The sequence below is a fragment of the Mesorhizobium sp. WSM4837 genome (assembly GCF_055811435.1).
In genome coordinates, this window is record NZ_JBVVQE010000025.1 from 21,360 (window position 1) to 39,579 (window position 18,220).

The window sequence follows — 18,220 nt, forward strand, 5'->3', positions numbered from 1 at the left end:
AGTCAGGCTTTGGGTGGTCGCGGGGGCGGTTCGCCGATAAGCGAGGGTAGGATCAGGTCTTTGCCGTTCAGGAAGTCGTCGCCGACCGGCGCAAGGAGAAAGAAGGAGTGCGCTTCGGCAAGCGGGGCGCTGACCATCCCCGACACGCACAAAACGGCCAACGGGCAATCCTTGCCGCAGTCCGGCACCATTGGCTTGCCATCCGGGCAGCAAGGCATGTTGTCTTGCATGATCGATAAAGCTGGCCCGGCGACAGCGGCACTCGAGGGCGAAGCTCCCAAGGGTGCAAAGGCCAGCCCGAATACGGCCAGCAGTAAGAGCATTCTTCCGAAACCGAACAAGTTCGTCATCGACCACATTTTGGCATAGGGAGCCACCGGACGATAGTGTTTCCGGGATTTGTGACCTTCTTGTGAACGGCGCACAAGCCGTTCGCTACAAACGCGATGTCATGGGCGCGGCCCACTGCCGGAGAGTAGAATCGAATCGAATATCGACGCGAGAGATGATAGCATCGTCTTGGATCCTCGGGAGGAGGAGATGCGCGCCATTGCATTTTTTGCCGGCGTGTTGATGGCTACGCCCTCGATGGCGGCGGAGCAACTGGTCTTTTACACTGCCAATTTTCCGGATGCCACCTCGGTTCAGCTCAGCGTCCTGAACAATAGCGTCTCGCAAGATGGCGACTATGACGTTGCCATCGGTTTAGTCGAAACGGACGCGAGCGGCGCCATCAGGTATGAAGATACCGGCAGGCATCGTGCGCGCGTTCGCTGTAATTATCCGGCGTATGTGAGTGTAGGCACGCGAAAATATCCAATGGTGATGCCTCTGAGCCGAGCCTTACATGACGATTGGAAAGAATATCTCTGGATGACATTTTGTGCGGTCCCCTCGTCTTGATACCCGTGAATGTGAGGTCACCGGATCGTCCGATCTTCAACTGATAATAGCGGCTTATACCCCTGATGCGGCCGACCGGGTTTCTGGCCTAACCGTCGCCGTGACAGGTCGCACGGCGCGCGGCGCATCGGCCGGCCGTGTAGCGTTCCGATCGGGACCCTGCGATTGGTAACTTTGTATCCTTGACGCCTGCGTTGGCAGCAGATGGACGTCGACGGTTTCAGATCGGCCCGGGACGGTTGCAGCCCTCTGCGTTTGCCACTCAGGCGTCCTCCAATGCCGCGGCAGTTTGCAGGCGAGTTCATCCGAGATGACGATGCGAGCGTCCGTTAGCTTGCACATCGCCTGAAGCCTGGCGGCCAGATTTACCGAATCGCCGATAACGGTGTATTCGCTATGATGTTCTCCCGGTATGACGCCCCCGATCACGTGGCCGTAGTGAACGCCGATCGCGAAACTGAGGGGTTCCTCGCCGTCGCGCATCCTGATCTCGCTCCACACATCGAGAAAGTTGGACAACTCGACCGCGCATTCGAACGCTCGGAGCGCAGCGGTCGCGAGCGGCAAAGGAAAGCCGAATACAGCCATGACGCCATCGCCGATGAATTTGTCCACGACCCCATCACATCCCGATACCGCCTGCGTCACCCGCCGCCTGTATTCGGTGAGGAGGGATGCTATCTCCTCCAGCGGCATCGTCTCCGAGAGCCTCGTGAAGCCTCGGATATCGACGAACAGTATCGCCGCTTCCTGGCGGCGAAGACCAAGATTCGCACCCTCCGTTGCCAAGCGCTCAGCCGTCTCGGGAGCAAAGAAGCGGGTCAAGTTCGCCCGCTCGCTAGAACTTGCGACCGCTTCTTGCACCAGCCGCCGGATGTCCAATACCAGAACGATCTGGATCGCCGCGACGACGGTGAAAGCCACAAGCCGAACCCCCGCTGCCTGAGTTTCTTCCGAAGAGAGGCGGAAGACGGCTCCAAAACCGTCCTCCCAAATCGGCATCAAGACAACCGCCGAGGAGCCAAGAATAACGATGAGTGCGAAGGCGGCAACCGGCCCCGCGCGCATGCGCATGCTCGCGTGTGAAAGAAGCACAAACGCGATCGCGAGGCTTGGCGTTGCCAGCGCATCGACCAAGGAAGAGGCGGAGTCAAGGAGGTGCTCGGCGGTCAGATAGATGACGAGCGACGCGTCTACTGCAACATAAATCCAGTTTAGCCATGGGCGGAATAACCTCGTAATCACCAGGCCTACAGCTAGAAAGGTGATCGCGGCATAGGCGCTCAGCAGCGTGAGGTGGATCTCGTGATTGACGATATCCGGTTCAAGCGCGACGGAGAGCGCGAACACGAACAAGGCCACGAACCGCCAAAGCGCGGTGCGCAGTTCGTTGCGCTGCTCGACCTCCGAAATGAGAACATCGATCTCCGTTCGAGCGCGATTGCTGGATGTCATAGGTACTCAGCTCGATTTCGAAATTAGGTGAACCTATCGACGTGGACCGCATCCTTGGTTTCGAGGGCCACAGGGGTCATCGATCGTCCCGATAGAACGATCGTAGCGCGGTCGACAGTGCGGCATCCCCAAAAGGATCTTGGCAGCCACTCGCGATGGCGGGCCGACGTTTTCCGACGGCCTGCCATCCACGCACCTCGCCTACTTGATTTCCGTGACCGTGATGCGCCCGTTCACGCGATCGGCTTTGAACTCTATCGCCTGACCCGTTTTGACTTTATCGAGCATGGCGTCCTCCGCGACGACGAACACCATCGTCATAGCGGGCATGTCGAGATTCGCCAGCGGCTCATGTTTGATTGTCAGCTTCTTCTGCTTAGCGTCGATTTTGACGACTTCGCCTTTAACGTATTCCTGTGCGAGCGCGCTCCCGCCGATGGCGAGCGCGAGGGCCAGGGTCGATAGTGCCTTTACCAATAGTTTCATGGCTGCTTCCTTTGCGGGTTTGAGGGTTAGTGAGCGACGCTGATGTCGCCCTTCATGCCGGAATCGTAGTGACCCGGGATCAGGCAGGCGAAGCCGAATTCGCCGGCGTTGGCGAACGTCCAGATGATCTCGCCTCTGGCGCCGGGCGCCAGCCGGATCGAATTGGGATCGGCGTGCTCCATCTCGGGGAATTTCTCCATCAGCGCCTTGTGCTCCATGATCCCGTCATGGACGTCCATGACGAATTCGTGGTCGACTTGGCCCTTGTTGACGAACTCCAGGCGAACGGTCTCGCCCTTCTTCACCTTGAGCACGGCCGGCTGGAACAACATTTTTCCATCGTCCTTCTCCGACATCGAGATGTTGATGGTCCGCTTTGCCTTGCGAGCCTCGCCAGGGCTGCCGATCGGCATCGTGGCGGCCTTGTCGCCATGGCCTCCGGCATGCGTTCCACCGGCAAGAGCTGTTCCCGAACTGACCGCCATCAAAACGGCCGCTGCGATTAAATGTTTCATGCTGCACTTTCTCTCATGGTTGAGGTTGAGGGGTTTCGGTTCTCATCCCTGTTTGCCGTGACCGCCGTGCGCTGCCGGGGCCATCGTTTTTGCGTCGCCTGATTTCGTCGGAGCGGGGACATCCCCCTTCCATTCGTAAGCCACGGTTCCCTCCGGATGCTGGTACCAGCCCGGATCGGCGTAATCGCTCGAGGCGAGACCCTCCCGAACCTTCACCACCGAGAACATGCCGCCCATCTCGATGGCGCCGAATTGGCCCCAGCCGGTCATCATCGGGATCGTGTTGTCGGGAAGCGGCATCTCCATCTCGCCCATGTCGGCCATGCCGCGGTCACCCATGGCCATGTATTCGGGCTGGACCCGGCGGATTTTGTCGGTGACCTTCGAGTTGTCGACGCCGATAAACGTGGGCACGTCGTGGCCCATGGCGTTCATTGTGTGGTGCGACTTATGGCAATGAATCGCCCAGTCGCCCTCGTATTTGGCTTCGAACTCATATGCCCGCATGGCGCCGACGGGGATGTCGATCGACACCTCCGGCCACCGCGCCTCCGGCCGGACCCAGCCGCCATCGGTGCAGGTCACCTCGAAATCGTAGCCATGCATGTGGATCGGATGATTGGTCATGGTCAGGTTGCCCACCCGGACCCTGACCCGGTCGTTTTTCGCCACTGGAAGATGGCTGATCCCCGGAAAAACGCGGCTGTTCCATGCCCAGAGATTGAAATCCGTCATCTCCATGATGCGCGGGACGTACGACCCCGGTTCGATGTCGAAGGCGTTCAGCAGGAATACGAAATCGCGGTCCACGCGCATAAACTTCGGGTCTTTGGGATGAATGACGAAGAAGCCCATCATGCCCATGGCCATCTGGACCATTTCGTCGGCGTGCGGGTGGTACATGAATGTGCCGCTCTTCACGAGGTCGAACTCGTAGACGAAGGTCTTGCCGGGCGGGATGCCGGGCTGGGTTAGACCGGTCACTCCGTCCATGCCGTTGGGCAGGATCATGCCGTGCCAATGGATCGTCGTGTGCTCCGGCAGTTTGTTTGTTACGAAGATGCGGACTCGATCGCCCTCGACCGCCTCTATGGTCGGGCCGGGAGATTGACCGTTGTAGCCCCAGAGATAGGCAGTCATGCCGGGCGACATCTCGCGCTCGACCGGCTCGGCCACCAGATGGAACTCCTTCACGCCGTTGTTCATGCGCTGCGGAAGGGTCCAGCCGTTGAGCGTCACGACCGGCTGGTAGTCCGGTCCGCTCGTTGGGAAGATCGGAGGCTGCATGTCGGGGGACTCCATGATTGCAGCGTCGGGCAGCCCCATCGCGGACGTTTTGGTCCATGCAGTGGCGCCGGCGAGCAGGGCTCCCGCGCCAAGCAACTGACGTCTTGAAAGCATTTTCTTCTCCTTGAGGTTCAGTGGCCTTCGGCGCCCGCTTCGGCTGCTGCCGGTGCGTCGCCGCCGCCGGGCGAGCCTGCGCCGCCACCGTGGATGGCGGTCCCGAGGCCGACGTCGGCCAGCCAGAAATTGCGCTTGGCGTTGAGGGAAAGCATGATCGAGCTGATTTTCGCGCGTGTGTCCGCCAGCAGCTCGAACGTGTTGGTGATCATGCCGTTGTAGGTGAGGAGCGACTCCGCCTCGATCTTTGTTCGCAGCGGCACGACATTGTTCCGATAGTGCCGAGCAATGTCGTAAGTCGAACGGTAGGCGTCATAGGCGGATCTGGCCTCCGACCGGATGTTGACCGCCTTTTCGGCCATCCGATTTGCGGCTTGCATGTAACCAAGCTCGGCCTTGCGCATGCGTGCCTCGCCGGTGTCAAAAATCGGAATGACGAACTCGAGCTCGAGAGTGGGTGAGACACTCGTTTCCGTCGCACCCTCCTCCGACTCCTCGCGTTCCACCTCCACACCGGATAGTAACTCCAGATCGCTGACGTAGCGCGTCGCCTCGGTCAGACCGTAGGATTTCGCCAGCGCTTCCAGCTCTAGTTTCGCGATCTCAAGGTCGACGCGATTTCTTAGCGCCTCCGCCTCGATTGCGCGTTTGGCCTTGGCGCCTTTGGGCAAGGCTGGAAGCATGTTGGGGACTGAGTAATCGACATCCGGTCCCCATAGACCCATCAGCCGGGTGAGCTCTTCCTTGGCGGTGCGGGCGGCGAGCCGCGCCTCCCCCGCCTGACCGGTGATCTCGGCATAGAAGACGTGTTCGCGGGCTTGGCCGGTCTTTGTGAAGGCGCCCGTCTCTCCAAGTTTTTGAGCGAGTTCGGAGGCAGCATCGGCGGCGGCTTGCGCCTTGCTCAGATAGGAAACGCTCTCCCAGGCCGAGACGGCGTTGATCCAGGCCCGCCGCGTGTCCGCGGCCAGTCGTAACGTTTCTTCGGCGGCGCGGAGCTGGGCCTGACGAAAACGTGCATCCGCGACTGCGATGCGCCGCTTGTGAGTCGCCAGCGCAAGGATGTTGCTGACCACCGCTCCTTCAATCGTCCGCACAGGATCGACGCCGATCATGCCGATCGAGATCGTCGGATTGACGAGCATCGATTCCTGCCACATGTCGGCCGCCGACAGGCCGATCTCGGTGTAGGCGGCCTGCAGGCCCTTGTTGTTGAGCAAGGCGACCTGCACCGCGGTGTCCGGACCGATTGTTTTCTTCTGGACGAGGCTTTTCACGCGCTCTGAAACCGTCCGCGCTTCCTCGCTGGATTGCACCCAGACGGTTTTCTTGCCGGTCACGGATTCGGCACGTGCCGCGACTGTCGTGAAACCAGCCATGGGGGCTGAGATGCCATCAAGGGCCCCGCTTGTCGTGCATCCGGCAGCGATCAGCGGGATGGTTACCATCGCAGCTATGGTCAGGGGCCGGCGCTTCATGATCCGGCTCCCGGGTTCGCAGAGGAGCGTTCTTCATTGAGACGCCGCCAATTCTGCGGGTCGACTGGCTCCCGGTGGCTATAGACGACGACCGGATGGTAGTGCGCATCACGGACGCCCATTGCCGGATCGGCCGGATTGAAGGTGGGAAGGATGTCCGGCGGCGTGGTCGCCGCACATCCGGTAACTAACAGCGATGCGAGCATCGCGGAGCTTGCGATTTTCATTGTAGACCTGAAGCATGACGTATGCGTTTGGCCGCGCGGGAACGGATTCCCGACGCTGCGCGCGAACGCCCGAAGAGGGCGCGTCAGTTCAGATGTGTTTGGGGGGCCTTATCAGCGCTGTGTATTCGCCAAGCGGCAAAGTCACGGCAACGACCGACGCAAAGCAGCGGGAGACAACATGCTCCAAGTCAGGGCATTCGACCGGCACCGCATGTGCCGGTGCACAATGGACTTCGCAGGTTTTGTCAGAGGATTGCTTGTCGCCGTGATGATGCTCCGACGTGTCCGCGTCGTCCGCCGTTGCGCCGTGATGGCCCATATCGTGTGCGGGTGTCTCGGCCTGGAGATCCACCCCGGCCTGAATATCCGCCCCGGCATGAAAACCCGTGGCATTGGCTGCGGCGAACAGACCAGGCTGAAGAGCCGACACGACCAGGAACACGACCGCCAGCATTGCTCGGAGCGGTATGCTTCCTAGGATCGTAGTTCGACCAAGAGTCCTCATCGCACCCTTCCGACAATTGTTCGTCTGATTTGTCAAGGTCGCCGCGGCCGCTTTGTCGCATTGCAACCAAAAAGTGAACGCAACGCCTGCTGCGATGTCCGCGATTTCGGTTTTACATCAGGCCCAGCACCGCTCCGGCGACAACCAGATAACGCGAAACCTTCGCGAGGGCGACGATTAAGACAAAGCTCCATAGCGGCTCGCGCAAAACCCCAGCGACCATGGTCAGTGGATCGCCGACGATCGGCATCCAGCTTAACAGGAGCGACCACCTTCCATAACGGCGATACCAGTTCGTGGCGCGGTTGAGCGTCGCGGGACGCAGCGGAAACCAGGGCCTGTCCCGGAAGCGTTCGATCCCTCGACCAAGACCCCAGTTCACCACAGAACCCAGGACGTTGCCCAGGCTGGCGACAAGAACCAGCATTGCGGGCGAGAACGAATCCATGGCGAGGAGCCCTGCAAGGGCGGCCTCCGACTGCGCCGGGAGGATGGTCGCCGCAGCGAAGGCAAGAGCAAACAGGCCGCCGTAGATGGCAAGGATATCCATCTACGTTTCGCCTTGCGGAGCGGGCTTCAGGGTTGCACATCGATTACGACCATCAGTCCGCCACCGCCCTTCTCTTCGACATTGTTGTTGGTCGTATGATGCCCGATATGGCAATGGATCAGCCATTTTCCGGGCCGACGTGCCCGCCAGACGACATCGTAGCGTTGCCCTGGTCCGACGTTGACTGTGTCGGCAAGGAATCGTGCCGACGCCGGGATGGTCTCGCCGTCGCGGGCGACAACTTCGAAGGGACCGCCGTGGATGTGCATAGGGTGGATAAACCCATTATTGGTGCCGATGAAGCGCACCTTCAGAGTTTCGCCGACCTTCATCCTGATCGTGTCCGTCGACGGATAGGCGCGGCCGTTGATGGTGAAATAATTCGGCTGCCCGCCGTCCATCGGCATCGACGGAAAAGTCAGGCCCTCCCGCATCAGCCATTCCTGAAGCTGGATAACATAGTCGTGGTCTGCCGCAATCTCGTCCTGGGGATTGGCGGGATCGATGATGAGTGCACCGTAGAGTCCGAGCGCCTGCTGGCGATCGACATGGTCATGCGAGTGATAGAAGTAGGTTCCCGATTGGCCTGCCGTAAATTCGTATCGGTAGCTGCCGCCGGGCGGGATCGGCTCCTGCGTGATCTCGGCCGGGCCGTCCATTTCGTTCGGCAGGATCAACCCGTGCCAATGGATGGTCGTACTCTCCGGCAGGCGATTCGTGACGTTGATGCGCACCCGGTCGCCTTGCCGGATATGCAGCCGTGGGCCGGGAACCTGGCCGTTGATCGCATAGGCGTCGACTTTCACGTCCGGCAAGATCGCCCAGCGGATGACCGAGGTTTCCAGGTCGAACACCTTTACCCCGTTCTCCATCCTGGCTTCCAGTTCCCGGTCGCCGCGAACCTCCAAGCCATGGCTGGCCGTGATCAGGCGAGGATGCACGGCGGCCATGTCCAGCATCGCTGCAGCCGGCGTGTCGCGGTCCATGATCATGCCGGGCGGCATGATGGCGCCGCCTACGTCTCGCGCGCTGAGGGTGAGGTTCACCCAGTTGGCCGGAGCGATCATGCCGAGCGCCAGCGCGAGTACGGACACGCCGCCGAAGGCCGCGAGTTGCGGCACAGTTGCATCCGGTTCCATACCGTTGTGACCGCCATGCGAACCACGCAACCCTCCTCCCCCATCGCCGTGGGAGGAGCCATGGCCGGATCCATGATGGCCAGGCCCGGGATTGCCGCCTGGGTTGGCATGTCTGGGCTTGGCATGTTCATCGAGGCGCGCGTAAGCGTGTTGCCCCACCATCCCGGCTTTCGCGCCGCTATGTGCGTGCTCGCGCCTGCCTTCCCTTGCCTTGTCGAGCTCCGGTTCGCGTTCGGTCATCAGCCCGTGCTTCAGTCCACGGGCCACCATCCATATGTTGGCGGGATATGCGGTGACGAATCCAACGATCACGCCGAACGACATCACGCCCCAGAACAGGAGCTCGGTCGGTTCCATGGCCCGCATGTCGCTGCCCATCATCAGGAAGCTCATGATCGGCGCCATGCCCGCCATCATGAAATTCATGCTGATGAATTCCGGCATGAAGCTCTTGCGGACATTCTCCCAGTAGGTGCCGCCCATCATCGATTTCATGAACAGCGACTGGAAGATGAACAGGCCGAATGCGAAACCGGCAACGTACTCGACAACAAGATCGATCCACATCGGCAGCCCGAGAGCGGCGGTGATTGCCGCAGCAAGGATGATCCCGGTGGCGTCTCCGGCGACGCAGTGGATCGTCGAGCCGACGCCTTGCTTCCAGAGCGGTTTGGTGAACGCCTCATGTTCGCCTGGCCGAGGCTCCTTGTCGGCCAGCACGTAGATCAGCAGCCCCAGCGGCCCCATATAAAGCGTGACCAGGATGAAACCCCATTTCATCACCACGGGTTCGGGGTTGTTGCGGAACTGGTCCCACGCAACATAGGCCGTGCTCAGGCCCGCCAGAACGAACCAGACTGCGAGGAAGTAGTCGACGGGCTGTACGAACATTGCAGGATTCCTGTCGATTGTCGTCAATGTCACCTAGTCCGGCATCGGGTGAAGTCGATGCCTTGCCTACTGCCGTTTCTCCCTGAACTTGGCGTGGCAGTTCGTGCAGTTCTGCAGCATCAGATGGAATACGTGTTCGGCTGGGATCTTCGAAGGATCGGAATCGGCCGCGCCGCCAGCCCGTTTTCCGAGCAGGCTGCTGCCCATTGCCATTCCGGGTTTCATCCTCATGGCTTCCGTGATGCCTTCGGGCGCATCGTCAGCCGCATCTGACAGCGCCGCAGCCAGGCTTTCGAGATGGCGAGCGAGCGCGGCGAATTCTTCTTGGGACTGACCGATATCCGCCTTAGCGGCCGAGGGTTCACCAAGCGAGTCCGCTGGAAATGCGTCTACCATGGCACTTCCGGACCGGCGGCGAATGGTCTCGGTTGCCGCCTTGAAGGCTGCGGCATCGTAGGCCACCTTGCCGGCAAAAATTTCGGAGATGGTCTTGGCGGCGCTCGCCATCGCCTTCATCGACGCTTGGCGCTCGGCGACGACTGGGGCGACGGCTGTCTTCGGGAGCGCCGTCCCGGCGGCGATCCCGGCGGTAACAAGGACTGCTGCAATGATGGGGACGCGCCTCACTGAACCGTGCCGTGTCCAGCAAGCCCGTCGATGATCGGGCAATCAGGTCGGTCATCGCCGTTGCATTGGTCGGCGAGATGCCGAAGCATGTCCCGCAGTCCGGCGAGTTCCGCCAGTTTCCGGTCGATTTCAGCGAGCTTGGCTTCCGCTATGGCCTTCACATCCGCGCTCTCGCGCTCCTTGTCGCGGTAGAGCGAAAGGAGTTGTCGGCATTCCTCCACAGAGAAGCCAAGACTTCGGGACCGCTGCAGGAAGCGCAGGCGATGGACGTCGGCCGTCGAATAATCCCGGTACCCGTTGTCGGCACGATCAGGCCTAAGAAGACCGATGTCTTCGTAGTATCGGATGGTCTTTGGCGGCAGGCCGGACTTTTCTGCGGCGGTTCCTATGTTCATGGTCTGACCTCAAAGCTTCAAGGAACGAAGTCGCAGCGCGTTTCCGATCACGGAAACCGACGAAAGGCTCATTGCCGCTGCCGCGATCATCGGTGACAGCAGCGTGCCGAAGATCGGGTAGAGGATGCCCGCCGCTACCGGCACGCCGAGTGCGTTGTAGACGAAGGCGAAGAACAGGTTCTGCTTGATATTGCGGATCGTCGCCTGCGACAGCCGCCGCGCCCGGACGATGCCGTTGAGGTCGCCTTTGACCAACGTGATGCCGGCGCTCTCGACCGCCACGTCGGCGCCGGTTCCCATCGCGATGCCGACATCGGCCGCCGCCAGCGCCGGTGCGTCGTTCACGCCGTCGCCGGCCATCGCGACGCCCGCGCCCTTCGCATGCAGTTCGTCGACCAGCGCCTTCTTGCTCTCCGGCAGCATGTCGGCGCGCACCTCGTCGATGCCGAGCTTCGCCGCCACCGCTTTCGCTGTGCGCTCGTTGTCGCCCGTCGCCATAATGATCCTGAGCCCGCTGTCGTGCAGGGCGCGGATCGCTTCCACCGTCGTCGCCTTGATCGGATCGGCCACGGCGACGAAACCGGCAAGCCTGCCGTCGGCCGCGACGAACATCACCGTCTTGCCGTCGGAACGCAGCGCGTCGGCACGCTCCTTCGCCACCTCCAGGCCGATGCCCAGATCGTCCATCAGCGCCTGATTGCCGAGCGAAACGGCGCGGCCCTTGACCGTTCCCGTGACGCCCTTGCCCGTGACGGCCTCGAAATCCGCTGCGTCTTCGACGGTCGCGCCGCGCTCCCGCGCGCCATCGACGATCGCCTCGGCAAGCGGGTGCTCCGAACCCTTCTCTAGGCTGGCGGCAAGGCCGAGAAGTTCGGCCTCGTCAAAGCCATCGAACCCGACGACGTCGGTCAACTTGGGCTTGCCCTCGGTCAGCGTGCCGGTCTTGTCGACGATCAGCGTGTCGACCTTGGAGAAGCGCTCCAGCGCTTCGGCCTCCTTGATCAGCACGCCAGCCTGCGCGCCGCGTCCCGTGGCGGTCATAATCGACATTGGCGTCGCCAACCCAAGCGCGCAGGGACAGGCGATGATCAGCACCGAGACGGCCGAAACGATGGCGAAGACCATGCTCGGCTGAGGCCCATAGATGGCCCAGACGATGAAGGCGACGATGGCGACCAGAACGACAGTAGGCACGAAGTAATAGGAGACGCGGTCGGCAAGTCCCTGGATGGGCGCTCTGCTGCGCTGCGCCTTGGCAACCATTTCGACGATGCGCGACAGCATCGTATCGGCGCCGACCTTTTCGGCGCGCATGACCAGCGTTCCGTTCTTGTTGAGCGTGCCGCCGGTCACAAAGTCGCCTTGCGTCTTCTCGACGGGGACAGGTTCGCCGCTCAGCATCGATTCGTCGACCGAGGAGCGGCCTTCGAGCACCGTGCCGTCGACCGGCACACTGTCGCCGGGCCGCACGCGGAGCCGCTCGCCGGCCTTGACTTCATCGAGCGGCACGTCTGCCTCCGAACCGTCCGCCGCAATTCGCCTGGCCGTCTTCGGCGCCAAGTCGAGAAGCGCGCGGATCGCCGAGCCGGTGCGCTCCCTTGCCTTCAACTCCAGCACCTGGCCGAGAAAGACCAGCGCGACGATTACTGCGGCTGCCTCGAAATAGACCGGAACCGTGCCACCGTGGCCGCGAAACTGGTGCGGGAAGAGATTGGGGAATAACGTCGCCACGACGCTGTAGACATAGGCCGTGCCGACGCCGATCGAGATCAGCGTCCACATGTTCGGACTGCGGTTGACGATCGACTCCCAGCCGCGATGGAAGAAGGGGATCGCCGCCCAGAGCACCACCGGGGTCGCCAGCGCCAACTCAATCCAGGCTGCCGGATGTTCGCCGAGCCAGTCGCGGAACGGCAGGCCCAGCATCGGTCCCATGGTGATCAGAAGCAGCGGGATCGACAGGACGGCACTTACCCAAAAGCGGCGGGTGAAGTCGACGAGTTCCGGATTGGGACCTTCGTCGCCGGTCGGCACGCCCATCGGCTCCAGCGCCATGCCGCAGATCGGGCAGGAGCCGGGCTTGTCGCGGACAATCTCGGGATGCATCGGGCAAGTATATTGCGTGCCCTTCGGCATCGGCTCCGGCGCTGGCTGGCCGCTCAGATATTTCTGAGGATCGGCCTCGAACTTGGCTTTGCACCCGGCGGAGCAGAAGTAAAAACCCTTGCCCTCATGCCGCACGAAATGCTTCGCCGTGGAGCGCTCGACTTTCATCCCGCAAACCGGATCGGTTGCATTCAGAAAGGCTTCTGGCTCCTTCTGGAACTTGGTCCGGCAGCCTTCCGAACAGAAATGATAGCTGTGGCCGCCCAAGGTCGCTGACGGCTTTCCCGCCGCTGGATCGACTGTCATGCCGCACACTGGATCGCGAGTGACGACGATTGAGGCAGCGGCCGGCGCGTGCGAGGAACAGCACGAGCCATGCGATGCGTCGGTGTGGGTGGCATCATCGTGACAGTCGATCATGGGGCACTCCTAAATGGGCAACTCCCCTTCCACCTACGGTTTCCAGTTACTGGAAGGTCAAGTGGCTTTCTGCAAAATGATCGCTTACTTCCGCCGCGATATGGCCAGCGTGTCCCCCTGTGGGCTGCCGCAGGATGAGATGGGCGCCCCTTCACCTGCCGCCAGGGCCTTGGCCACTATGCCGCCGACAAGAAAAATTGGACGATTGGTGTGCGTTTAATCGCCGGCGCTAGGCGGCGTTCCTGACAGGCTCGAAATCGATATCGAGAACCGCCTCGAGCTGCCGGTCCATGAAACGCTCCGGTATGCTCTTTACCAGCAAGTTGCGTAGCGGGACGACAAGCGGGTTCTGCCACTGCGCCACTTTCGCATAGAGGCGCGATTCAGCCGCGACCCTATGTGCCCTGCTGAGACGGCGCTTGTCATACTCGCGGATGGCCCGGTCGGTCGGAAGCCGCCCGAACAACGCTGCAAGAACGGCCGCGTCTTCGATCGCAAGTCCGGCTCCTTGTCCCAGATCGGGCGTCACCGCATGCGCGGCGTCGCCAAGCAAAACCGCCTTTCCGTGCGTAAACGAGGGCATTGGATCGAGATCGAGTATATCCGTCCAGATCAGCGAGTCCGCCGGTGTCCGATCAAGGACCTCCGGGACTGGCTGGTGAAATCCGGAAAACATCGCCTGCACTTCTGCAAGATCGGCCTGAGCCAGCTTGGGGTCGTCCCGGTGATTCGCGCCACAGCAAGCAAACCAGTAGAGATCCTTTCGCCGGGGATCGCGGCCAGGCCGATGCGTTTTCCGGCCCCCCAGCTTTCGGTAAGACGCGTCGGGTCCATTCCTTGCGGGAAACCGGGCGCGATGGCGCGCCAGCAGGTGTAGCGGGCGAAATGCTCGCGCGACTGCGGAAACAGCGCCCTACGAACCGCGGAGTGAATGCCATCGCAAGCGAGCACCAGCTCGCTTTCCACGATCTCCCCATTTGCGAAGCGCAGGGCAATATTCTCACCAACCTGCCGTGCATCCACGCATTCCATGTCGGTGCGGATGACAGAACGCGGTAGTTCCGAAAGAAGGGCCTTGTGGAGATCGCCACGGTGCAGCACGGCCATGCTGAGGTGACCACATAGCTGACTGAAGCGCTGAAAATCCGTGGATTGGAGAACTTGTCCCTTGTCGTCGAGAAGGTCGAGTCTGTGTATTGGCTGCGCCTCGGCCACAACCGCTTCATATAGGCCGAGCGTACGAAGGGCACGAAGCGCATTGGCGCTGAGACTGAGACCCGCACCCAGAGGTTTCAGTTCGCTCGCCTGCTCGTAAATCTCGGTCTCCCATCCGAGGAGTCGCAGGCCCCTGGCAACTGCAAGTCCGGCGATGCCTGCACCAATGATGACTGCGCGCATGTTCACGCTCCCTTTCGCCTTTGCCACGCGGCAAAACACTTTGCGAGACCAAAGTGTTCCCGAGGAAACAGGCGGCTAACGCCTTCTCCAATTTCACTCGAAGGGAGGTCTGCGGTGTGGCGTACCGACGCCCTGGAGCTCTGACGATCGCGTCCGAGATTCGCGAAACCGTGTTACAGGCGCTAAATAACTTCGCATGGACAGGGATATGAGCCAGACGCAGAGTTCCGTCGGCGCTTCGGCTACGGTGGCATTCATCGATCTTGCGGGCTTTAGCGCCATCGCGGACGTTTATGGAGATGCAGCGGCAATCGATGTGCTCGAGATTTTCGAGAGCATGGTCCGCGAGGCGCTTGCTGGCTACGAGCCTCCGATCAAGTGGATCGGGGATGAAGCGATGCTCTCGTTTCCGGAGCCGGAGTTAGCGATCCAGGCGCTTGGAACGCTGTTGCAGGCATGCCGGGAAGAACCGCGCCTTCCGCTCACCCGGTCGGCGCTGAACCATGGACCGGTCATCCGCAGGGCAGGTGATCTGTTTGGATCGACCGTCAACATAGCGGCACGTATTGCTGCGCTTGCGTCCCCCGGTCAATTGCTTGCGACTCAACCCATTGCCGACGCCGCTGCCGCCAAAGGCATCTTGGTGCGGGATCTTGGAGAGGTGGCGCTGCGGTCGGTAGCTGATGAAATCCCTCTTTACGAGATCGAACTTGCCCCCTCGCCTGACCCGGCCTGGATCGATCCAGTGTGCAAGATGCATGCTCCGTATGCATCCTATCGACGGGCCGCCCCAGAAGGGCCATGGTTTTGTTCGCCGCGTTGTGAAGAGGCATATCGGAAGTCGCCGCAGGCCTATCCACTGGCTCGATGACACGGCTCCCCTAGCTGCCCTGGCGCCCCCTCTCAGTCTATACTCATTGCGCAGGTGAGATATGCTACGGTGCCGGAAGTCGCCTCTGCATGATCCGCTGCCACAAGTGGCACATTGGTGCCGATGAAGCGCCCTTTCAGAGTTTCGCCGACTTTCATCCTGATCGTGTCCCTCGAAGGATAGGCGCGGCCGTTGATGGTGAAATAATTCGGCTGTCCGCCGGCGGAAACCACGCGATAATCCTTCCAGCTGCTGGAAGTTCAAGAGTTGCCGTCCAGCCATGGCCGATCCGTCGTTTGCAAGAAAGTCACGGAGAATGGGTTCCCATCGGCGTTCTCTGCTACTTGACTCTCAGCCTTTTTCGCGGCAGGTTTCGATCAATAGGTCAGACCAATTTACCGATCCGGGATCTGCCAGATGATTCCGTTGAAGTAGAACTGGGTAACAATGCCGATCCAGGCCGTTGAACCGCGTCGACTTTACCGACAGATCGCCGATCAGCTCAGGCAGCTGATCGACGCGGGTGAGTTCGCAGTCGGCGATCGGCTGCCGACCGAGCGCGAGCTGGCCGATCAGCTTGGCATCTCCCGCCCGACCGTCCGTGAAGCGCTGATCGCGCTCGAGGTCGAGGGGCGCATACGCATTCGCGTCGGCTCGGGCATCTACGTCACCGAACCGCCGCGCGCCGAAATTTTGACGGCAGAAATGGATGAAGGCCCGTTCGAGCTGTTGCGGGCGCGCGAGTTCATCGAAGGGGCGATCGCCGCCGAAGCCGCCCTCCATGCCCGGCCGATCGACATCGAACATATGGACGACGTGCTGCGCCGCATGGAGGACATACCTCGCCCGACCAGGATGACGATCGCGCTCGACCGCGAGTTCCATACGATAGTGGCGGGCATTCTCGGAAACGCCGTGCTGGTGCGCTGCATTGGCGAGCTCTTCGACCAGCGCATGAACCCATATTTCGAACGCCTGTCGAGCTATTTCGAGAACAGGGAGTCCTGGCGGGCCGCCGCGGAGGAGCATCGCGCCGTGCGCGACGCGATCGCGGCGCGCGACCCTGAACGGGCCAAGGCCGCCATGCAAGAACATCTGCGTCAGTCGCAACTGAGATTCTCACGCAATTTCGGTGAGAAATCCGCGGCCAGGGAGGTCGCGGGATAGGAGTCAGCCGACCGGGAGGGTCCTGTCGGCACCGTCAATCCATTCACAGGGAGGAATATGATGTTGAGGAAATACGCCGTTCTGCTCGGCACGATCGCCGCAATCGCTCTGCCCATGGCTTCGGCCTCTGCACAAACCGCGCTGAAATGGGCCCATGTCTACGAAACGTCCGAACCCTTCCACACCGAGTCGGTGTGGGCGGCAGAGGAGATCAAGAAGCGCACCGACGGCCGCTATACGATCGACGTCTTCCCGGCTTCGCAACTCGGCAAGGAAGCCGACATCAACCAGGGGCTGACCCTCGGCACGGTCGACATCATCATCTCCGGATCGAGCTTCGCCGCCCGCGAATACCCGCCGATCGGCGTGACCTACTTCCCGTTCACTTTCCGCGACGCGGATCACCTGCTCGCTTACACCAAGAGCGCCAAATACAAGGAGTTGACCGCCGGCTTCGAAGAGGCCTCCGGCCATCACATCACCGCGACCACCTACTACGGCACGCGTCACACGACCTCCAACCGGCCGATCGAGAAATGCGCCGACATGCAGGGCCTGAAGATCCGCGTGCCTGATGTGCCGGCCTATCTCGCCATGCCGCGCGCCTGCGGTGCCAACACCGCGCCGATCGCCTTCGCCGAGGTCTATCTCGCCTTGCAGCAGGGTACGGTGGAAGCGCAGGAAAACCCGCTGACGACGATCGACGCCAAAAAATTCTACGAAGTGCAAAAGCACATTATCCTGACCGGGCACATCGTCGATCATCTCAACACGCTCGTGTCGCAATCGCGCTGGTCGCAATTGTCGGACGAGGACAAGGCGATCTTCACCGAGGTGATGCAGGAAGCCGCCGCGCGAGCGACCAAGATCATCGTCGATCGCGAGAAGGCTTTGGTCGAAACCTTCAAGGAGCGCGGTCTCACCGTCACCGAAGTCGATCGCGCCGATTTCGAAAAGAACGTGATGGAGAAGGTGACGTTCGAGGAGTTCGGCTACCGCAAGGAGGATTGGGAGGCGATCCGCGCCGTCAAGTAAGCCGCATCGATCCGGGCCCGGCGCGACAAGCGCGTCGGGTCTGTCGAGCCCGCTGTCCAACAGTGCCCGGAGCTTGCCGATGACCCAAGAGGTCCACACCCAGGTTACAGCAGAAGAACTGGCGCATGCCTTCGAGGAAGAAGCGCCGCCCATCGATCTGTCGCGATACGCGGTGGAGGACTGGGTCACGCTCGCCGTGTTCTGGGGCATGTCGTTCTGCGTGTTCCTGCAGTTCTTTACGCGCTACGTCATGAACAACAGTTTTGCCTGGACCGAGGAGATCGCCATCAACTGCCTCGTCGTCGTGGTCTTCCTGGGCTCGGTCATGTGCACGCGCACCACGCGCCACATCCACGTCGACGTGCTCTATCACTATCTCCCCGCTGGGGCCGGGCGCTACCTGGCGCTCGCGGTCAATGTGATTACCATTTGCTTCTTCGCCTACATGTCCTGGCTCCTCTGGCGCTATGTCGGGATCGTCCACCGCGAGCGGATGGTCACCATCAACCTGCCGCGCAACGTCGTCTTCTACGCCGTCTTCGCCGGTTTCGTGCTGATGATGCTGCGCGCCATCCAGGTCTTCATCGGCAACATTCGCCGTGGCTACTCGGCGCTGGAGCGCCCCGCCGCGTTCGACGGATTGGGGGAATAGGC

At 61.3% G+C, this 18,220-nt stretch carries 21 protein-coding genes; 6 read left to right on the forward strand and 15 right to left on the reverse strand.

Annotation, left to right across the window (positions count from 1 at the left end; all coding sequences use genetic code 11):
- Positions 1-60: 60 nt before the first annotated feature.
- Both AC0L3D_RS16590 and AC0L3D_RS16595 read left to right on the forward strand, forming a co-directional pair.
- A complete protein-coding gene (locus AC0L3D_RS16590) occupies positions 61-369 on the forward strand; it encodes a hypothetical protein (protein WP_287064511.1) in 309 nt (102 codons plus the stop codon).
- A gap of 171 nt (positions 370-540) precedes the next feature.
- Positions 541-903: a hypothetical protein gene (locus AC0L3D_RS16595; protein WP_473523198.1), complete on the forward strand. Its 363-nt coding sequence runs from the start codon at positions 541-543 to the stop codon at positions 901-903.
- Positions 904-957: 54 nt separating this feature from the next.
- Here AC0L3D_RS16595 and AC0L3D_RS16600 read toward each other — a convergent pair whose 3' ends face one another.
- The 14 genes from AC0L3D_RS16600 to AC0L3D_RS16665 form a co-directional block, all read right to left on the reverse strand.
- Positions 958-2,358, reverse strand: a complete 1,401-nt coding sequence (locus tag AC0L3D_RS16600) for an adenylate/guanylate cyclase domain-containing protein (protein WP_473523197.1) — start codon at positions 2,356-2,358, stop codon at positions 958-960.
- A 201-nt stretch (positions 2,359-2,559) separates the two neighbouring features.
- The gene (locus AC0L3D_RS16605) at positions 2,560-2,844 is read right to left on the reverse strand and encodes a copper-binding protein (RefSeq protein WP_473645080.1); all 285 of its coding nucleotides are present in this window, start codon (positions 2,842-2,844) and stop codon (positions 2,560-2,562) included.
- Positions 2,845-2,870: 26 nt separating this feature from the next.
- On the reverse strand, positions 2,871-3,359 hold the full coding sequence (locus tag AC0L3D_RS16610; RefSeq protein ID WP_473645082.1) for a cupredoxin domain-containing protein: 489 nt from the start codon (positions 3,357-3,359) through the stop codon (positions 2,871-2,873).
- A 42-nt stretch (positions 3,360-3,401) separates the two neighbouring features.
- Positions 3,402-4,760: a multicopper oxidase family protein gene (locus tag AC0L3D_RS16615; RefSeq protein WP_023798541.1), complete on the reverse strand. Its 1,359-nt coding sequence runs from the start codon at positions 4,758-4,760 to the stop codon at positions 3,402-3,404.
- A 17-nt stretch (positions 4,761-4,777) separates the two neighbouring features.
- Entirely contained in the window at positions 4,778-6,235 is a 1,458-nt protein-coding gene (locus AC0L3D_RS16620) for a TolC family protein (protein WP_473645085.1), read from the reverse strand.
- Positions 6,232-6,462, reverse strand: a complete 231-nt coding sequence (locus tag AC0L3D_RS16625; RefSeq protein WP_023798543.1) for a hypothetical protein — start codon at positions 6,460-6,462, stop codon at positions 6,232-6,234. Before AC0L3D_RS16625 ends, AC0L3D_RS16620 begins: the two co-directional genes overlap by 4 nt.
- Before the next feature lie 88 nt (positions 6,463-6,550).
- Positions 6,551-6,916: a hypothetical protein gene (locus tag AC0L3D_RS16630; protein ID WP_473645087.1), complete on the reverse strand. Its 366-nt coding sequence runs from the start codon at positions 6,914-6,916 to the stop codon at positions 6,551-6,553.
- 163 nt (positions 6,917-7,079) lie between these two features.
- Positions 7,080-7,517, reverse strand: coding sequence for a YqaA family protein (locus AC0L3D_RS16635; RefSeq protein WP_287260320.1), 438 nt, complete (start codon positions 7,515-7,517; stop codon positions 7,080-7,082).
- A 26-nt stretch (positions 7,518-7,543) separates the two neighbouring features.
- Positions 7,544-9,547 (reverse strand): multicopper oxidase domain-containing protein, encoded by a 2,004-nt coding sequence (locus tag AC0L3D_RS16640; protein WP_287376507.1) that lies wholly within the window; start codon positions 9,545-9,547, stop codon positions 7,544-7,546.
- Between the two features lie 66 nt (positions 9,548-9,613).
- Positions 9,614-10,174 carry a cytochrome c gene (locus AC0L3D_RS16645; protein WP_287064503.1) on the reverse strand — a complete coding sequence of 187 codons (561 nt, stop codon included), beginning with the start codon at positions 10,172-10,174 and terminating at the stop codon, positions 9,614-9,616.
- Complete coding sequence (gene cueR / locus AC0L3D_RS16650) at positions 10,171-10,569, reverse strand: Cu(I)-responsive transcriptional regulator (RefSeq protein WP_287260317.1); 399 nt, start codon at positions 10,567-10,569, stop codon at positions 10,171-10,173. Before cueR ends, AC0L3D_RS16645 begins: the two co-directional genes overlap by 4 nt.
- A gap of 9 nt (positions 10,570-10,578) precedes the next feature.
- Positions 10,579-13,095, reverse strand: coding sequence for a heavy metal translocating P-type ATPase (locus AC0L3D_RS16655; RefSeq protein ID WP_473645089.1), 2,517 nt, complete (start codon positions 13,093-13,095; stop codon positions 10,579-10,581).
- 229 nt (positions 13,096-13,324) lie between these two features.
- Positions 13,325-13,648 (reverse strand): FAD-dependent monooxygenase, encoded by a 324-nt coding sequence (locus tag AC0L3D_RS16660; RefSeq protein WP_287260313.1) that lies wholly within the window; start codon positions 13,646-13,648, stop codon positions 13,325-13,327.
- Between the two features lie 59 nt (positions 13,649-13,707).
- Positions 13,708-14,493: an FAD-dependent monooxygenase gene (locus AC0L3D_RS16665; RefSeq protein ID WP_473645092.1), complete on the reverse strand. Its 786-nt coding sequence runs from the start codon at positions 14,491-14,493 to the stop codon at positions 13,708-13,710.
- Between the two features lie 208 nt (positions 14,494-14,701).
- Here AC0L3D_RS16665 and AC0L3D_RS16670 point away from each other — a divergent pair, with 208 nt between their 5' ends.
- On the forward strand, positions 14,702-15,364 hold the full coding sequence (locus tag AC0L3D_RS16670; RefSeq protein ID WP_236391751.1) for a hypothetical protein: 663 nt from the start codon (positions 14,702-14,704) through the stop codon (positions 15,362-15,364).
- A 32-nt stretch (positions 15,365-15,396) separates the two neighbouring features.
- Here AC0L3D_RS16670 and AC0L3D_RS16675 read toward each other — a convergent pair whose 3' ends face one another.
- Entirely contained in the window at positions 15,397-15,597 is a 201-nt protein-coding gene (locus AC0L3D_RS16675; protein WP_473645094.1) for a hypothetical protein, read from the reverse strand.
- 214 nt (positions 15,598-15,811) lie between these two features.
- Here AC0L3D_RS16675 and AC0L3D_RS16680 point away from each other — a divergent pair, with 214 nt between their 5' ends.
- The 3 genes from AC0L3D_RS16680 (at position 15,812) to AC0L3D_RS16690 (ending at position 18,218) form a co-directional block, all read left to right on the forward strand.
- A complete protein-coding gene (locus AC0L3D_RS16680) occupies positions 15,812-16,531 on the forward strand; it encodes a FadR/GntR family transcriptional regulator (protein WP_023798553.1) in 720 nt (239 codons plus the stop codon).
- 60 nt (positions 16,532-16,591) lie between these two features.
- Complete coding sequence (locus AC0L3D_RS16685) at positions 16,592-17,566, forward strand: sialic acid TRAP transporter substrate-binding protein SiaP (RefSeq protein WP_023798554.1); 975 nt, start codon at positions 16,592-16,594, stop codon at positions 17,564-17,566.
- A 79-nt stretch (positions 17,567-17,645) separates the two neighbouring features.
- The gene (locus tag AC0L3D_RS16690; RefSeq protein WP_023798555.1) at positions 17,646-18,218 is read left to right on the forward strand and encodes a TRAP transporter small permease; all 573 of its coding nucleotides are present in this window, start codon (positions 17,646-17,648) and stop codon (positions 18,216-18,218) included.
- Positions 18,219-18,220: the final 2 nt, after the last annotated feature.

Bases quoted from the DNA above. Each gene is read 5' to 3' on its own strand.
- AC0L3D_RS16655 (WP_473645089.1), bottom strand. From the start codon at position 13,095: ATGATCGACTGTCACGATGATGCCACCCACACCGACGCATCGCATGGC.
- AC0L3D_RS16635 (WP_287260320.1), bottom strand. From the start codon at position 7,517: ATGGATATCCTTGCCATCTACGGCGGCCTGTTTGCTCTTGCCTTCGCT.
- AC0L3D_RS16640 (WP_287376507.1), bottom strand. From the start codon at position 9,547: ATGTTCGTACAGCCCGTCGACTACTTCCTCGCAGTCTGGTTCGTTCTG.
- AC0L3D_RS16630 (WP_473645087.1), bottom strand. From the start codon at position 6,916: ATGCTGGCGGTCGTGTTCCTGGTCGTGTCGGCTCTTCAGCCTGGTCTG.
- AC0L3D_RS16600 (WP_473523197.1), bottom strand. From the start codon at position 2,358: ATGACATCCAGCAATCGCGCTCGAACGGAGATCGATGTTCTCATTTCG.
- AC0L3D_RS16615 (WP_023798541.1), bottom strand. From the start codon at position 4,760: ATGCTTTCAAGACGTCAGTTGCTTGGCGCGGGAGCCCTGCTCGCCGGC.
- AC0L3D_RS16605 (WP_473645080.1), bottom strand. From the start codon at position 2,844: ATGAAACTATTGGTAAAGGCACTATCGACCCTGGCCCTCGCGCTCGCC.
- AC0L3D_RS16670 (WP_236391751.1), top strand. From the start codon at position 14,702: ATGAGCCAGACGCAGAGTTCCGTCGGCGCTTCGGCTACGGTGGCATTC.
- AC0L3D_RS16665 (WP_473645092.1), bottom strand. From the start codon at position 14,493: ATGCGCGCAGTCATCATTGGTGCAGGCATCGCCGGACTTGCAGTTGCC.
- AC0L3D_RS16595 (WP_473523198.1), top strand. From the start codon at position 541: ATGCGCGCCATTGCATTTTTTGCCGGCGTGTTGATGGCTACGCCCTCG.
- AC0L3D_RS16680 (WP_023798553.1), top strand. From the start codon at position 15,812: ATGCCGATCCAGGCCGTTGAACCGCGTCGACTTTACCGACAGATCGCC.
- cueR (WP_287260317.1), bottom strand. From the start codon at position 10,569: ATGAACATAGGAACCGCCGCAGAAAAGTCCGGCCTGCCGCCAAAGACC.
- AC0L3D_RS16610 (WP_473645082.1), bottom strand. From the start codon at position 3,359: ATGAAACATTTAATCGCAGCGGCCGTTTTGATGGCGGTCAGTTCGGGA.
- AC0L3D_RS16690 (WP_023798555.1), top strand. From the start codon at position 17,646: ATGACCCAAGAGGTCCACACCCAGGTTACAGCAGAAGAACTGGCGCAT.
- AC0L3D_RS16625 (WP_023798543.1), bottom strand. From the start codon at position 6,462: ATGAAAATCGCAAGCTCCGCGATGCTCGCATCGCTGTTAGTTACCGGA.
- AC0L3D_RS16685 (WP_023798554.1), top strand. From the start codon at position 16,592: ATGTTGAGGAAATACGCCGTTCTGCTCGGCACGATCGCCGCAATCGCT.
- AC0L3D_RS16620 (WP_473645085.1), bottom strand. From the start codon at position 6,235: ATGAAGCGCCGGCCCCTGACCATAGCTGCGATGGTAACCATCCCGCTG.